General features: G+C 41.8%; 16 protein-coding genes. 4 read left to right on the top strand and 12 right to left on the bottom strand.

The window, feature by feature from the left end:
* Positions 1–67: 67 nt before the first annotated feature.
* From nusB to glyA, 7 genes are all read right to left on the bottom strand, one after another.
* Entirely contained in the window at positions 68–541 is a 474-nt protein-coding gene (nusB, locus tag BTN98_RS01625) for a transcription antitermination factor NusB (RefSeq protein WP_060999465.1), read from the bottom strand.
* A complete protein-coding gene (gene ribH, locus BTN98_RS01620) occupies positions 541–1,011 on the bottom strand; it encodes a 6,7-dimethyl-8-ribityllumazine synthase (RefSeq protein ID WP_036795804.1) in 471 nt (156 codons plus the stop codon). Before ribH ends, nusB begins: the two co-directional genes overlap by 1 nt.
* 161 nt (positions 1,012–1,172) lie before the next feature.
* Positions 1,173–2,276, bottom strand: coding sequence for a bifunctional 3,4-dihydroxy-2-butanone-4-phosphate synthase/GTP cyclohydrolase II (ribBA, locus tag BTN98_RS01615; protein WP_060999463.1), 1,104 nt, complete (start codon positions 2,274–2,276; stop codon positions 1,173–1,175).
* A 47-nt stretch (positions 2,277–2,323) separates the two neighbouring features.
* On the bottom strand, positions 2,324–2,980 hold the full coding sequence (locus tag BTN98_RS01610) for a riboflavin synthase (RefSeq protein WP_060999461.1): 657 nt from the start codon (positions 2,978–2,980) through the stop codon (positions 2,324–2,326).
* Positions 2,981–3,003: 23 nt separating this feature from the next.
* On the bottom strand, positions 3,004–4,128 hold the full coding sequence (gene ribD, locus BTN98_RS01605) for a bifunctional diaminohydroxyphosphoribosylaminopyrimidine deaminase/5-amino-6-(5-phosphoribosylamino)uracil reductase RibD (RefSeq protein WP_082732192.1): 1,125 nt from the start codon (positions 4,126–4,128) through the stop codon (positions 3,004–3,006).
* 27 nt (positions 4,129–4,155) lie between these two features.
* Entirely contained in the window at positions 4,156–4,605 is a 450-nt protein-coding gene (gene nrdR / locus BTN98_RS01600) for a transcriptional regulator NrdR (RefSeq protein WP_045031203.1), read from the bottom strand.
* A 218-nt stretch (positions 4,606–4,823) separates the two neighbouring features.
* Positions 4,824–6,074, bottom strand: coding sequence for a serine hydroxymethyltransferase (gene glyA, locus BTN98_RS01595; protein WP_060999457.1), 1,251 nt, complete (start codon positions 6,072–6,074; stop codon positions 4,824–4,826).
* A gap of 366 nt (positions 6,075–6,440) precedes the next feature.
* Here glyA and BTN98_RS01590 point away from each other — a divergent pair, with 366 nt between their 5' ends.
* On the top strand, positions 6,441–7,049 hold the full coding sequence (locus tag BTN98_RS01590) for a YitT family protein (protein WP_060999563.1): 609 nt from the start codon (positions 6,441–6,443) through the stop codon (positions 7,047–7,049).
* Between the two features lie 66 nt (positions 7,050–7,115).
* On the opposite strand, the gene glnB is transcribed toward BTN98_RS01590, so the two are convergent.
* From glnB to purL, 3 genes are all read right to left on the bottom strand, one after another.
* Positions 7,116–7,454 carry a nitrogen regulatory protein P-II gene (gene glnB / locus BTN98_RS01585; RefSeq protein ID WP_060999454.1) on the bottom strand — a complete coding sequence of 113 codons (339 nt, stop codon included), beginning with the start codon at positions 7,452–7,454 and terminating at the stop codon, positions 7,116–7,118.
* Between the two features lie 105 nt (positions 7,455–7,559).
* Entirely contained in the window at positions 7,560–7,964 is a 405-nt protein-coding gene (locus BTN98_RS01580; protein WP_060999452.1) for a hypothetical protein, read from the bottom strand.
* A gap of 182 nt (positions 7,965–8,146) precedes the next feature.
* A complete protein-coding gene (gene purL / locus BTN98_RS01575) occupies positions 8,147–12,064 on the bottom strand; it encodes a phosphoribosylformylglycinamidine synthase (protein ID WP_060999451.1) in 3,918 nt (1,305 codons plus the stop codon).
* Positions 12,065–12,488: 424 nt separating this feature from the next.
* Here purL and mltF point away from each other — a divergent pair, with 424 nt between their 5' ends.
* Positions 12,489–13,952 carry a membrane-bound lytic murein transglycosylase MltF gene (mltF, locus tag BTN98_RS01570; protein WP_174545301.1) on the top strand — a complete coding sequence of 488 codons (1,464 nt, stop codon included), beginning with the start codon at positions 12,489–12,491 and terminating at the stop codon, positions 13,950–13,952.
* 261 nt (positions 13,953–14,213) lie between these two features.
* Positions 14,214–14,381: a hypothetical protein gene (locus BTN98_RS20230; protein ID WP_174545300.1), complete on the top strand. Its 168-nt coding sequence runs from the start codon at positions 14,214–14,216 to the stop codon at positions 14,379–14,381.
* A gap of 72 nt (positions 14,382–14,453) precedes the next feature.
* Here the strand turns inward: BTN98_RS20230 and tadA are convergent, their stop codons facing one another.
* Both tadA and BTN98_RS01560 read right to left on the bottom strand, forming a co-directional pair.
* Entirely contained in the window at positions 14,454–14,987 is a 534-nt protein-coding gene (gene tadA, locus BTN98_RS01565) for a tRNA adenosine(34) deaminase TadA (RefSeq protein WP_060999447.1), read from the bottom strand.
* Positions 14,988–14,998: 11 nt separating this feature from the next.
* Complete coding sequence (locus BTN98_RS01560) at positions 14,999–15,889, bottom strand: LysR substrate-binding domain-containing protein (protein WP_060999446.1); 891 nt, start codon at positions 15,887–15,889, stop codon at positions 14,999–15,001.
* A gap of 226 nt (positions 15,890–16,115) precedes the next feature.
* Between BTN98_RS01560 and BTN98_RS01555 the strand changes: the two genes are divergently transcribed.
* A partial coding sequence (locus BTN98_RS01555; RefSeq protein WP_167390197.1) for an alcohol dehydrogenase catalytic domain-containing protein occupies positions 16,116–16,745 on the top strand: 630 nt, incomplete at its 3' end.

Here is a 16,745-nt window from a genome sequence, read left to right as displayed (position 1 = left end):
TTTTTCCTCAATAAAAAAAAGCCAGCTAATAAGCTGACTTCTTTCATCGTACTCAACGCAATAAAAATTACTTATCTTTTCTACGTAGAGATGGTGCAGCTTTATCTAACACACCATTGACGAATTTGTGGCTATCTTCGGCACCGAAGAGTTTCGCTAATTCGATTGCTTCGTTGATCACAACTTTAAATGGTACGTCTTCACGCTTAACCATTTCGTACATTGCAAGACGAAGTAGTGCAAGTTCCATCTGGTCTAGATCCTGAAGTGGACGAGACAAGTATGGGCGCATTTTGCTATCAAGTTCTTGATGGCTTAATACAACACCCGCAAATAAATCACGGAAATAAGCAACATCAGTGTCTGGCGCTTTACATGCAGGCGCATCAGTTTGATGTTCTTCTTCTTCAAACTTATCGCCTGAAAGGAAATATTGCTCAATATCAGCAACATTACTTTTAGTAAGTTGCCAAGAGTAAACAGCTTGTACAGCAAATTGACGTGCATTACGACGCGCGGCTGGTTTCACAGTAACCCCCATTAGGATTCGATTTGGGACAGGACATTTACCATTTCGAGCGCGCTTAGTGCAGCCTCTGCCCCTTTATTACCAGCCTTGGTACCGGCACGCTCAATGGCTTGTTCTATAGAATCAACAGTCAACACACCAAAAGCAACTGGAGTATTATACTCTAGTGCAACTTGTGCTAGACCTTTGTTACACTCACCAGCAACATAGTCAAAATGAGGTGTACCACCACGAATAACTGAGCCTAACGCTACGATAGCATCATAGCGATCACTCTTCGCAACTTGCTGGGCAACAAGCGGTAGTTCATAAGCACCAGGGCAACGAACAACAGTGATATTATCTTCACTAACCTGACCTTGACGTTTCAGCGCATCTAATGCACCTGAAAGTAAACTTTCGTTAATAAAGCTATTAAAGCGTGCAATTACGATAGCAATTTTTGCGTTTGGTGCCGCGATGGCGCCTTCAATTACCTTCATGGGCCTTCCTGTGACTATGTCTTTCCGGTTTGAGAAACCGCGGGAGTCTAACACACTTTACGATATGTCTGCTATCCACATCCGTCGGTTTCAGAGGATTTGTTACTATTTATTGCTTATTCGTTGATGAACCGACCAATAAGCACATCATCAATCGTTTGTTATTCGCAAATATATTCAACCACTTCAAGACCAAACCCTGACAGTGAATGGTAGCGTTGCGTGCTTGATGATAATAGGCGCATCTTACCAATACCAAGATCTGATAAGATTTGAGAACCGACCCCCACTTGACGTGATGGGTTATATGGACTCACCTTTACTTGTGGACGACCTTCATTTTCAGCCGCAATATTTTTAACTTTATTAATAATACTGTCAGTTGACTCTTGCTTGCTCAGTACCACCAGCACCCCATTTTCAGCGCTGATACGTTGCATCGCCGCAGGCAATGTCCACTGAGTTGCACCTGATTGTAAAATATCTTTAAAGGTATCTTGTAAATGCACTCGTACCAATGTAGATGCATCAGCTTCAATATCACCTTTACATAGCGCGTAATGAATTTGATCATCAATTTTATCGCGGTAGGTGATCATATCAAACTCACCAAATTCAGTATTAAGTTTACACTCACCGACACGCTCAATGGTGGTTTCATGGTGATTACGGTACTCAATAAGATCAGCAATAGTACCCAGCTTTAAGCCATGCTTTTCGGCAAAAATCTCTAATTGAGGACGGCGAGCCATGGTGCCATCTTCGTTAAGAATCTCAACAATCACACTTGATGGTTCAAGACCAGCTAAACGGGCGATATCACAACCAGCTTCAGTATGACCTGCGCGAGTAAGTACGCCACCTTCCTGTGCCATCAATGGAAAGATATGGCCTGGCATTACAATATCAGCAGACGTCGCATCAGCCGCAACCGCAGCCTGTACGGTACGAGAACGATCTGCAGCTGAAATACCAGTAGTTACACCGGTCGCGGCTTCAATAGAAATAGTAAACGGCGTGCCAAATTGTTCAGTATTATCTTGAACCATTAATGGTAGGCCCAATTTCTGACAACGTGCCTTGCTTAGGGTTAAGCAAATTAAACCACGACCATACATGGCCATAAAGTTAATCGCCTCTGGGGTGATTTTTTCTGATGCTATGATCAGATCGCCTTCATTTTCGCGATCTTCATCATCCATCAAAATAACCATTTTACCTTGGCGAATATCATCAATGATTTCTTTTGCACTACTTAAAGCCATAATACTACCCTTATTCTTATGTTGCTTTATTAACCATAAAGCAATGCTTAACCGAGAAACCCTGTTCTCGCCAATAAATCCATTGTCACTTGAGGTTGTTTTTCTGCAGCTTTATCGCCAAGCATTAATCTTTCAAGGTAACGCGCGATAACATCAACCTCAAGGTTAATTTTGCGGCCAACACTAAAATCAGCCATAGTGGTTTCAGCAGCAGTATGTGGCACGATAGTTAATTTAAATTCATCACCACGCACAGCATTAACCGTCAAGCTGATACCATCAACCGCCACCGAGCCTTTCTCTGAAATATATTTTGCAAGCTGTGGCGGCACTTTGATCCAAAACTCAATCGCACGACCGACATGCTGGCGCTCAATCACTTCAGCCACAGCATCAACGTGACCAGACACCATATGACCACCAAAGCGGGTGGTCGCTAACATGGCTTTTTCTAAATTAACCACTTGTCCGGCTTTGTAATTCGCAAATGCGGTGCGGTTAAGTGTTTCTAACGAAAGATCTGCTACATAACCTTTACCGGTTAATTTAACCACGGTAAGGCATACGCCATTAGTAGCAATACTATCGCCTAACTTAACATCAGTTAAATCTAACGTTCCTGAATCAACGGTAACAGCAACATCAGCACCTTTAGGTGTTAGTGCAGATATTTTACCGACAGCTTCTATAATTCCAGTGAACATGATCAGCCCTTAATTACACTATTTTATTTATTATTTTGTACGGTTGCCATTATACGAATGTCACAATCAATCATACAAACATCAGTAATGGTTAACAACGGCGTTTGTGCCATCGTTGTCAGCCCGCTAATATCAATTAAACCACGACTGTCGCTACCCATTAATTTAGGGGCTTGATATAAAATCAAACTATCCACTAACTGCTGTTGCAATAATGCGCCAGCTAAACGCGCACCAGCTTCGACCCAAATATGATTAATGCCATATTGCGCCAAGCGCGACATTAATGCCACTAAATCAAGCTGATGACTATTGGTTTGAGTAGGAAGTTGCCATTGCTGGACAGAATCAGGCCATACTTCAGTGCCGATATGAGTGCGCGCTAAGATGGTCTCACCAGGCAGGTGGAAAAGTTGATAATCAGGTGTGAGTCGATTCTGGCTATCAATAATAACCCGTATGGGTTGGCGTAAAGCCGATTGAGGATAAGCGTGTTGAACCGATTGTTCTAATTCACTCCAACGTACATTGAGCGATGGATCATCGGCTATTACGGTGGCGCTAGTTGATAAAATCGCGCTAGCCTGCGCACGAAAATGCTGCACGTCAGCGCGAGCTTTAGGACCGGTGATCCACTTGCTGACACCATTTGCTAATGCTGTACGGCCGTCTAAACTCGCGGCGAGCTTTAATTCAACATATGGCATTTGCTGCGTCATTTGTTTAATAAAGCCAGGATTCAGTGCTTGAGCTTCTACAGCGAGTACACCAATATCAACATCGATACCAGCCGCTTGCAGCATCGCAATACCACGCCCTGAAAACGCGGGATTAGGATCGACCATCGCGCAAACAACTCGTGCAACCTTGGCATTAATTAACACTTCAGCACAAGCAGAGGTTCGTCCATAATGGGAGCATGGCTCTAACGTTACATATACCGTTGCGCCTTGTGCGCGCTGCTGTGCTTGACGCAATGCAAGCACTTCAGCATGAGGTTGCCCAGCCTGATAATGATATCCCTCACCAACAATGTCGTTGCCATTTACTATCACGCACCCAACATTGGGGTTCGGAGCAGTGGTATAACGGCCAAGCTTAGCAAGCGTTATTGCTCGCGACATCATTTGTTGATCAGTGTGTGTCATTATTGTTAGTCTTAACGATGTTGAGTGTTAACGTTCCAATTTGGCAATTTCTTCACCAAATTCACGAATATCTTCAAAACTGCGATAAACAGAAGCAAAACGGATATAAGCAACCTTATCCAATTCTTTTAAAGCTTCCATCACTAAATTACCAATCATCTCCGAAGGTACTTCACGCTCACCTGTCGCTCGAAGACAAGATTTAATACTATTAATTGCCCGTTCAATATCATCAGTACTCACGGGACGTTTCTCTAATGCTCGCTGAATACCACCGCGTAATTTTTCTTCATTAAACGGATCACGGTTGCCATTAGTTTTCACTACGCGAGGCATCACAAGCTCTGCCGTTTCAAACGTAGTATAACGCTCATTACACGCTAAACATTGACGGCGTCGGCGTACTTGGTGCCCATCGGCAACCAATCGAGAATCGATTACTTTGGTGTCATTTGCACCGCAAAAAGGACAATGCATTTAGCCTCCTACATTCAATCGACTCAGTGTAACCCATTTCAGCACTTTAATAAGACTATCACCCCCATTTTTCTAATAAATCGGCTTAAAAGTAACAATTATCATTAATAATGGGCGATTTGTTTTATTCAAAAAATAAAAAAAGGCTTACCTAGAAATAGGCAAGCCTCATCTACAAGTGCCATAACAGCGCTTAAATTACGTTATTATCTACTTAATTATGCGTAGACAGGAAGACGCTTACAAATTTCAAGCACTTTCACTTTGGTCGCTTCAATCACAGCAATATCATTAACGTTATCCAATACATCACACATCCAACCAGCTAATTGACGTGCATCATCGGCATTAAAACCACGGCGAGTAATAGACGGTGTACCAACACGAATACCAGAGGTTACAAACGGGCTACGTGGATCATTCGGGACACTGTTTTTATTAACGGTAATATTCGCTGCACCCAGTGCTGCATCCGCTTCTTTACCAGTAATACCTTTATCGATTAAGTCGACTAGGAATAAGTGGTTTTCAGTGCTACCAGAAACGATCTTATAACCACGCTTGATAAACTCTTCAACCATAGCTTTAGCGTTTACAACCACATTCGCTTGGTAAACTTTAAACTCAGGCTCCATGGCTTCTTTAAATGCTACCGCTTTCGCTGCGATAACATGCATTAATGGACCACCTTGACCACCAGGGAATACTGCAGAGTTCAGCTTTTTATAAAGATCTTCACCTTCATTTGATAGAATCAAACCACCACGAGGGCCAGCCAATGTTTTATGGGTAGTGGTAGTAACTACATGCGCATGAGGTACTGGGTTTGGATAAACACCAGCGGCAATCAAACCTGCTACGTGAGCCATATCAACGAATAAATATGCGCCTACTTTATCAGCTATTTCACGCATTTTTGCCCAGTCAACAACTTGAGAATACGCAGAGAAACCACCAATAATCATTTTTGGTTTATGCTCTAACGCCAATGCTTCCATTTCTTGGTAATCAATTTGACCACTTTCATCAATACCGTAAGGAATGATGTTGTATAACTTGCCAGAGAAGTTTACTGGTGAGCCGTGAGTTAAGTGACCACCATGTGCCAAGCTCATGCCTAATACTGTATCGCCAGCATTCAATAACGCCATGTAAACTGCATTATTTGCTTGAGAGCCTGAGTGCGGCTGAACGTTTGCGTACTCGGCACCAAATAACTGACAAGCACGATCAATAGCAAGTTGTTCAGCTTTATCAACAAACTCACAACCACCGTAGTAACGCTTACCAGGGTAACCTTCAGCATATTTATTTGTCAGCTGAGAACCTTGTGCTTCCATTACACGCGGACTAGTGTAGTTTTCAGAAGCAATCAACTCGATGTGTTCTTCCTGACGGGCTGTTTCTTCCTGAATAGCTGCAAATAGTTCCGCATCATAATCAGCAATGTTCATATCGCGCTTTAACATCTGTATCTCCTGACTCAGCTAAGTTTTATCCTATTTTAAGTAAAAAACGAAAAACCACAAACCTAGACGTCACGTGGACGCAAACGTTTTCGTTTTACTTTTTATCTGCTGACTATCTTACATAAATTGATCTAAATCAGAAAGTCCTAAATGCTGTTTTATTGAGTATATAAATTGTTTAGCTTAAATTTAAATGCCATTTTTTACATCGCTGTTATTTTTGCCGTAGCAACTCATCACTCCAATCTGTTTACATCAACGTAAATAATTTAATACGCATGATAACCACTAATTTAACACCGAGACTATTGCTTGCACTTTAATCCTTTTACCATAGTCACTCACAACAAGGAGGATAATGTGCACATAAATAAACACCCAAGCTATGAAAACGTTATTGCTATTTTTACCGGAACATTATTTGCCGCAGTGGGGCTTTTTTTACTGCAACAAAGCCATTTATTAACAGGCGGAACTGCGGGGTTAGCTTTGTTAGTCAGTCACTTTGTACCGATTTCATTAGGGGGCTTGTATTTTATTCTCAATTGCCCATTTTATTTAATGGCGTGGTTTCAACTAGGTAAACGGTTTGCACTTAGCAGTATTTTTTGTGGTGGCTTAGTTTCCGTTATGGTTAATGCTTTACCGCACTTTATCACCATTGAGGTACTTAACCCTGTTTTTGCCGCAGTATTTGGCGGCTTATTACTGGGAGTCGGTATGTTGATCCTTTTTCGGCATCGTACTAGCCTTGGTGGCTTCAATGTTCTGGTGCTGTTTTTACAGCATAAATTTGGAATTTCTGCTGGCAAAATTCAACTCGTGATTGATAGCATGATTTTAATTACCTCTTGTCTGTTTATCAGTCCGAAGTTATTAATACTGTCGATTGTAGGTGTGATTATGATCAATATGGTATTGGCAATTAATTACAAACCTGAGCGCTATAGCGCGACGATTCAACCTAAAAAATAATTTAAAAAAAGAGGCTGCGTCATCGCAGCCCCTGATTCAATGTTGGTTATAAGCCACCATCATCGTTTAAATTGCATCTTCATCTTCTTCGCCAGTACGAATACGTACCACACGCTCAATATCAAACATAAAGATTTTACCATCGCCAATCTTACCCGTTTGTGCAGTCTCAACAATGGTTTCAATGCATTGCTCGGCAACGTCATCAGTGACTACAATTTCGATTTTCACTTTAGGTAAAAAATCAACCATGTATTCAGCACCACGATAAAGCTCTGTATGGCCTTTTTGACGACCAAATCCTTTGACTTCTGACACTGTCATACCCGTGATACCCACTTCAGCTAACGCTTCACGAACATCATCAAGTTTAAACGGCTTAATAATGGCTTCAATTTTTTTCATTGTCATCATCCTTTGCTGAGCAGAAGTTCGGGATCGTAATACCAATCACCGACTTGATTAAATTAAGGTTATTATCACAGATTTAATGCAGTAATTTAATCACATTTAATATTCTTGAATGTAATTAGTCTCCATGCGCCGCAAAAGCAGCAACACGGAATACAGTAATACCAAGCCATTGATTATCATAATAGCAATATCATGATATTTAGCAGGAAAAAAACTAGGAATGAAAGGAATTAGGCTAAATTGAAGAAATAATGTCGCTGCTGGAATATAGAAATAAAGAGGTATAAACCCCCACTTTTCACCTCTAAATAAGCCAACACAAGCAACCACGCCAGAGGTTAAAACGAATAAAGTAACAATCACAGGCACCATGCCAAATAAATCGTACCTTAACGCATTCACCAACGTCTCAATATGTTGAATCAGACCGATCACCACTAATACGGCGAGTAACTTCGTCGCACCAATGAGGCGGTAATTGCTGGGAATATCCAATCCCATTATTGTTTCATCCTTGTAACGACACCGTGGTCATTTTTACTTATTAGTTCTATTAATTATCCCAATGTTTTTTCAAGGTTAATGTGATCAATGTCAACTTCATATTTATTTTATAATTACCGTGATGACACTATAAAAAAAGCCGCCAAAATTGGCAGCTTTTTATGTTAACTAAATGATTTTTAACCGAGATTAACCCGTGCGTTACGGAACATACGCATCCAAGGGCTATTTTCGCTCCAATCATCTGGGTGCCAAGAATTAGCGACAGTACGGAATACTCGCTCTGGGTGCGGCATCATAATGGTGACACGGCCATCTTGAGTGGTTAATCCAGTAATACCGTTTGGCGAACCATTAGGGTTAGCTGGGTAGTTTTGAGTGATATTGCCATAGTTATCAAGGTAACGTAGCGCAATCGTTCCTGACTGCTCAATCGCTGTCAAATGCTCAGCATTACGTACTTCAACTCGACCTTCGCCATGTGAAACCGCAATTGGCATCCGTGAGCCTGCCATTTCATTAAAGAACAATGAGTCACTCTTTTGTACTTCAACCAAACTAAAGCGCGCTTCAAAACGCTCTGATTCGTTACGCACAAAACGCGGCCATAAATCAGCACCTGGAATCAGCTCATGTAGGTTAGACATCATCTGACAACCATTACATACACCTAACGCCAACGTATCTGGGCGAGTAAAGAATGCAGCAAATTGGTCACGGGCAATATTGTTAAATAATACTGATTTTGCCCAGCCTTCACCCGCACCTAATACATCACCATAAGAGAAGCCACCACAAGCAACTAAGCCATTAAAGCCATCAAGTTGTATCTTACCGCTAAGAATATCACTCATATGAACATCTTTAGCTTCAAAGCCAGCACGGTCAAACGCAGCCGCCATTTCAACGTGAGAGTTAACACCTTGCTCACGTAAAATTGCCATTTGCGGTTTGGCACCAAAATTAATCGCTGGTGCAATAAATGGTGCTGCAACATCATCATCAATATCAAATGTTAACTTGGTATGTAAGCCTGGATCTTGGGTATCTTTCTTAGCTTCAAATTCTTGTAATGCTCCGGCTGGATTATCACGCATAGCTTGCATTTGATAAGTGGTTTCAGCCCAGATTGCACGTAATTCAGTGCGGTTTTGTTCAAGCACTAAATCATTGCCATTCCAAATACGTACAATATCTTCTTCAATCACTGTACCAATGATGTGACTGCATGCTGCTAAACCATTTGCAGCCAGTACAGATTGAACAACGTCAACATCGTCACTGCGCACCTGAATCACAGCACCCAGTTCTTCACTAAACAGTGCTGCTAATGCGTCATCACATCCATCGGTTGCGGTAGTATTAATATCAACTTCAATACCAGTGTGACCTGCAAAAGCCATCTCAGTTAAAGTGACATACAAACCACCATCACCACGATCATGATAAGCTAATAGCTTCTCATCACGTACTAAGGTTTGCATTGCATAGAAGAAGCCTTTTAATAACTCAGGGCTATCAACATCAGCGGCTTTATCACCTAATTGCTTATAAACTTGTGCTAATGCAGTCGCACCCAAACGGTTTTGACCGCAACCAAGATCGACCAAGATTAAGCTAGATTCGCCTTTATCGGTACGTAATTGCGGTGTCACAGTTTTACGGACATCTTCAACACGACCAAAAGCGGTGATCACTAATGACAATGGTGACGTTACTTGTTTTTCTTCACCATTCTGTTGCCACTTAGTCTTCATCGACATTGAGTCTTTACCCACAGGGATAGTTAATCCTAATGCAGGACATAACTCTTCACCAATGGCTTTTACTGCTTCATATAGACCGGCATCTTCGCCAGGATGACCTGCTGGTGACATCCAGTTAGCCGATAAATTAATCCGCTTCATATCGCCGATATCAGTACCTGCAATATTGGTGATCGCTTCACCAACCGCTAAACGCGCAGAAGCGCCAAAGTTAAGCAGTGCAACAGGCGTACGCTCACCCATCGACATTGCTTCGCCGTGGTAACTATCATAACTCGCAGCTGTTACCGCACAGTTAGCTACAGGTACCTGCCAAGGACCCACCATTTGATCACGCGCAACCAGTCCGGTCACACTACGATCACCAATGGTGATTAAAAAAGTCTTTTCAGCGACTGCTGGCAGACGTAAAACACGTTGCGTGGCGGCTTCAATAGTAATGTCGCTACGATCAAGCGGTTGCCCAACCACTGTTAATGTTTGTGCCTCACGGTGCATTTTCGGCGCTTTACCCAATAGAATATCCATTGGCATATCAATCGGGGTGTTATCGAAATGACTATCTTCAAGGGTTAAATGACGCTCAGCGGTTGCTTCACCAACTACCGCGTAAGGGGCTCGTTCACGCTGACAAATCGCATCAAATGTTGCCATGTTTTCAGGAGCAATAGCGAGAACATAACGCTCTTGTGATTCATTACACCAAATCTCAAGCGGACTCATACCTGGTTCATCATTTGGCACATCACGTAACTGGAATTTACCGCCACGCTCACCATCATTAACTAACTCAGGTAAGGCATTCGAAATACCACCCGCGCCTACATCGTGAATAAAGGCAATCGGGTTGTCATCGCCCATCTGCCAACAACCATCAATCACTTCCTGACAACGACGTTCCATTTCTGGGTTTTCACGCTGTACTGAAGCGAAATCTAAATCTTCTGCTGATTGACCAGATGCCATTGATGATGCAGCACCGCCACCGAGACCGATGTTCATTGCCGGACCACCAAGTACAATTAACTTAGCACCAACAGGGATCTCTTTCTTCTGGACATGATCGGCACGAATATTACCCATACCACCAGCAATCATGATTGGCTTATGATAACCACGGATTTCTTCACCAGCGTGAGAAGTGACTTTTTCTTCGTAAGTACGGAAATAACCTAATAGGTTAGGACGGCCAAATTCATTATTAAATGCGGCGCCACCTAATGGGCCATCAAGCATAATATCTAACGCGGTAACAATACGATCTGGCTTACCAAAATCGGTTTCCCACGGCTGTTCAAAACCAGGAACGCGTAAGTTAGATACCGTAAAGCCAACTAAACCGGCTTTAGGTTTGCCGCCAATACCGGTTGCGCCTTCATCACGAATCTCACCACCAGATCCTGTCGCTGCGCCCGGCCACGGTGAAATTGCTGTTGGGTGGTTATGGGTTTCCACTTTCATCAAAATATGATTATCTTCTTGATGATAAGTGTATTGACGAGATTGTGGATCTGGGAAGAAACGCCCCACATGAGAGCCTTCCATTACCGCAGCATTGTCTTTGTAAGCCGACAACACATGCTCATGGTTATGCTCATAGGTATTTTTAATCATTTTAAATAATGATTTTGGCTGATCGACACCATCGATAGTCCAATCAGCATTAAAAATCTTGTGGCGACAATGCTCCGAGTTCGCTTGAGCAAACATCATTAATTCAATGTCGTTAGGGTTACGACCGAGCTTAGTAAAATTTTCAACCAAGTAATCAATTTCATCTTCCGCTAAAGCAAGACCTAAACTGAGGTTCGCTTGCTCTAATGCTTGGCGTCCGCCAGTTAAAATATCAACACTTTTAACTGCCGCTGGTTGAGCTTGAATAAATAACGCTGCTGCTGCCTCAACATTATCTACCACCACTTCAATCATGCGGTCATGAAGTAATGCTTTTAACTCACTCAATTGTGGTGCTGTTAATGGCGATGATGATTCAACATAATAAGCAGTGCCACGCTCAAGGCGTTTAATGGTGGTTAAACCACAATTACGAGCAATATCAGTCGATTTTGAAGACCAAGGAGAAATGGTGCCAGGACGAGGAGTAACAAGTAGCAATAAACCTTTAGGTTCGTGCTCTGCAATCGTTGGGCCGTATGTGAGTAGACTTGTTAGTTTAGCTTGTTCATCAGCTGTTAACATTGTCGCTACATCAGCAAAATGTGCAAACTCAGCATAAATACTGGTAATTGGCAGATCTAACTCATGACAACGCTCAAGTAACTTATTAACGCGAAACTCAGACAAAGCGGGTGAACCACGCAAAATTTCCATGTGCAAAGGTCTCTCGATTAGCAGGTTAAAAAAAGTGGTATTGAGGTAAATTTCATCATCTAGAAACTTATTTCAATAACACCTAATACATCATTGTGTCCTGCTTCACTATTACGCAGCGGTTAATGAGTGCCTAGTATAAGGGAATTTTTTTTGTGACGTAACACTTGACGCAACCGTTTGCGTGTTTTTTTTTCAATCTTTCTAAAAATATCAAAAAAATCTCTATTTCTGTTTTTTTTGGGTCATTTTTTAACCATAAAATAGTGTAATGTCCGCTTAACTATTCCAATATCTAAATTATGATCATCAACTTAACAGTTCAACTTTGCGCAATTAAAAGGGTTTGATATAAATAGCCGTTAATTTTTACTGTAGGTCAGCTTAGTTGATAAATATTCAATTCTTCACTCTACTACGTCGTATGATGAGCATTTTATTATTAATATTGCTAACTAACGGCTGCCAGTGGCAAGAAAACAAAACCACTAGTCTTGAAAAAATCCGCAAAAGTGGCGTATTACGGGTGGGAACGTTAAATAACCAACTGTCCTACTATATTGGTGCCGAAGGTCCAACTGGGTTGGATTATGAACTCGCACAAAATTTTGCTAAAAAGCTGGGGGTTAAACTTGAAATCACCGCCATGTTTACTTTATCAGAATTATTTCCAGCCTTAGAGCGTGGCGATATTGATATTATTGCTGCTGGACTTGCAGTAACACCAGATCGCTTGCAAGGTTTTCATCCAGCGCCAGCTTATTACTACGCTAGCCAAATTGTGGTGTATAAAAAAGGCCAACGTCGCCCTAGAGATCTCACTGAGCTGGCAAAAAATAATGGTCGTTTAGCCGTTGTCAGTGGATCAAGCCATGAACAAAAACTAGAGCTGATTCGTAAAACTCACCCAACACTGCAATGGAAATCAATGCCAGAATCAGACATTAACGATCTATTAATTAAAGTCGCCAACGGTGATCTCGATTATACCGTGGCTGATTCTGTTGATGTGGCACTATTACAACGTATCCATCCAGATATCGCTGTAGCACTTGAATTAACTCAAGATGAGCCTGTAAGTTGGTTTGTTAAGCAAAGCAGCAACGATAGTTTATATGCGCTTATCATTGAGTTTTTTGGGCAATTGAAACAAAACGGCACCATGGCACAATTGGAAGAGAAATATTTTGGCCATATCGACCAATTTGATTATGTTGATACCCGTGCGTTTTTACGTGCATTGAACAACACACTGCCGCAATGGGAGGCGTTATTTAAACAATATGCTAATGGCTTTGATTGGCGTTTATTAGCGGCACTATCTTACCAAGAATCACATTGGAATCCGCAAGCAGTATCACCAACCGGCGTTCGAGGCATGATGATGTTAACCCTGCCAACAGCAGAATCTGTGGGTGTCACCAATCGTTTAGATCCAGAACAAAGCATTCGTGGTGGCAGTGAATACCTGCGTAAGATGATTGCACGTGTGCCTGATAGTATTGAAGAACATGAAAAAGTGTGGTTTGCACTCGCCTCTTATAATGTCGGCTTTGGTCACTTAATGGATGCACGTCGGCTGACTAAGTCACAGGGGGACAATCCCAATACTTGGGCCGATGTTAAACAACGACTACCATTATTAGGACAACGTAAATATTACACTCAATCACGCTATGGCTACGCGAGAGGTGATGAAGCGTTAAATTACGTCGAAGGTATTCGGCGTTATTATCAAAGTATTATTGGCTATGAGCGCGCTCACAGCGGTAAGTATGAAAATGAGCATCTAAAAATTATTGATGGTCTACAAACCATCAATACGCCACCAACACTATTGGCACCGACAGCGTCACCATCAACGTCATCGCTACAGGTAACGCCATAATTATAACGGTAATCACCAGCCATAAAATAGCCATAGGAACCCACCTATGGCATGGCCACTATTTAGAGTAATCGTCTGATTTTTTACGCAATGGGAGTTTGATCAACCTTTGATCATTAACAGCTAAAGATTGCTACCAATAAATGCAATGTTATGCATAATGAAATTAACAGCATTAAATAATGACATTGCTAACGGTGACTGCGAGGTTTATTCGCAAACTGGTTGTTACACCGTGATATCAACTCTATGGATGGATCCATGAAATTAACCAAATTAAAATCAAAAACTCAACATATCGCCAAACGCATCACTTCAGCGGCGACGCGCCGTAAACGCCTAAGCAGTAATGTGCGTAAAAAAATTCTGTGGCGTCAACGCAGTTGTATTCTGACAGCCACCACAGAGCACAGTAGTCCAACCCTCTAATATAACAAGCTCGGTATTATTTAAATGTTTGAAAATAACTACCGAGCCGATTTTCTTTAGTCTAACTCAATCTCAAACATCATTTGATGATTGTTTTGCTGCAAGCTTAGCGGCTTTTTTCTCTGCTCGACGACGCTTAAAAAAGGCTTGTAGCTGAGCACGACACTCACTTGCAAGGACATCACCTTCAAACAGAACATGATGATTAACCCCTTCATAACTTAGCAAGTTCATGGTACTGCCTGCTGCGCCTGTTTTTGCATCGTGAGCACCAAATACCACTTTACCGACTCGGCTATGTACTATCGCCCCAGCACACATTGGGCACGGTTCTAACGTCACATATAAAGTAGTATCAATAAGGCGATAGTTTTGAAGTGCTTGTCCGGCTTGGCGTAACGCCATCATTTCAGCATGTGCTGTAGCATCATGATGACCAATTGAGCGATTCCAACCTTCACCAACAATCACACCATTATGAACCACTACCGCTCCAACAGGTACCTCACCTTCAGCTTCTGCTTGCGCCGCCAATTCCATTGCACGACGCATAAATACAGCATCAGCAGGCGCTGAAGATAACGTTTCTTGGTTTTTATTTGGCATCAGTTAAATACTTACAAATCATAATGACAAATATGCGGTAATTGCTCAGCAAGATAATCCACCAGCATTCTCACTTTAGGTGATAAATGACGATTATGTGGATAAATCGCCCAAATACCTTCATCAGGTTCTTGGTAATTAGTCAAAATAGGCACGATAGCACCCGATTCTAAATCTTTATCAATATAATAGTCAGGTAACTGCGCCAAACCGATACCTTTAATCACTGCATCCCGTAAACCATAACCGCTATTACAGTTAAGGGTACCGCTAACACGAATACTTTTCTCTTTACCTGATTCCTGAAAACGCCAATGGTCATAGTTACCAATCAAGCAATTATGTTGACGCAGTTCAGATAATGAGTGTGGAATACCAAACTTTTGTAAGTAGGCAGGCGATGCACAAACATACATTGTACGGCTAGTTAAACGCTTAGCCATCATTGATGAACTGGTTAAGCGTCCTAAACGAATCGCGAGATCGAAACTACCTTCCACCAAATCAACTTGACGGTTAGTCATATCAATCGCAACTTCCACTTCAGGATACTGCAACATAAAATCATTAACTAACGGCATAATATACTTTTCACCGTACGTTACTGGCGCAGTTAATTTAATCAACCCTTGTGGCTTACCACGTAAATTACTGATCGCTCGTTCCGCATCTTCTAGGCCATCTAACACTTGACGACAATGTTGATAATAAACATTGCCTTCTTCTGTTAATGAGACCTTACGGGTAGTACGGTAAAATAATTTAGTATTGAGTCGATTCTCTAACGCACTAACTTGACGACTAACTTGTGCAGTAGAAATACCGAGTCGTTTTGATGCAGCAGTAAAACTTTCCGTTTCTGCTACGGCAACAAACTCTGTTACCCCTTCCCATAGAAACATTCTAAACACCTATTGATAACGTGATCGAACGCCAAAATGGCGCTTACACCATTTATTATTACATACATGTAAAAGTAATTTGCACTTTTAGGTAATTATCATTATTCGAGAAACAAATACAATAGCAACCATCGAAACGGGGCAAGAAAATAATATCTTTTCCCTTTCAACCCAATTCTCATCTACTTTTGATGAAGTAGAGATAAATATAATTAGAGTAAAGATTATGACTGACAAATTTATCAAATCAAAAGCTGCTATCGCATGGGGTCCAAAACAACCTCTTTCTGTTGAAGAAATTGATGTAATGCTACCACGTGCTGGCGAAGTATTAGTTCGCATCGTTGCAACTGGCGTATGTCACACAGATGCATTCACATTATCAGGCGACGATCCAGAAGGTATCTTCCCAGCAATCCTTGGTCACGAAGGTGGCGGTATTGTTGAAATGGTTGGTGAAGGCGTAACAAGTGTTGAAGTTGGCGACCACGTTATCCCACTTTACACAGCAGAGTGTGGCAAATGTAAATACTGCCTATCTGGCAAAACTAACCTTTGTCAGGCAGTACGTGAAACTCAAGGTAAAGGCCTAATGCCAGACGGCACAACCCGTTTCTACAAAGACGGTCAGCCAATCTTCCATTACATGGGTTGTTCTACTTTCTCTGAGTACACTGTACTTCCAGAAATTTCTTTAGCAAAAATCAGCAAAGAAGCGCCACTTGAAGAAGTTTGTCTACTAGGTTGTGGTGTAACTACAGGTATGGGTGCGGTACTTAACACAGCTAAAGTTGAAGAAGGCAATACTATCGCTGTCTTTGGTCTAGGCGGTATCGGTCTTGCTGCAATCATCGGT

The organism is Photobacterium aquimaris, assembly GCF_002954455.1.
Classification (GTDB): Bacteria; Pseudomonadota; Gammaproteobacteria; order Enterobacterales; family Vibrionaceae; genus Photobacterium; species Photobacterium aquimaris.
Note: the sequence above shows the minus strand (reverse complement) of the source record. Positions and strands in the feature narration are given on the sequence as shown.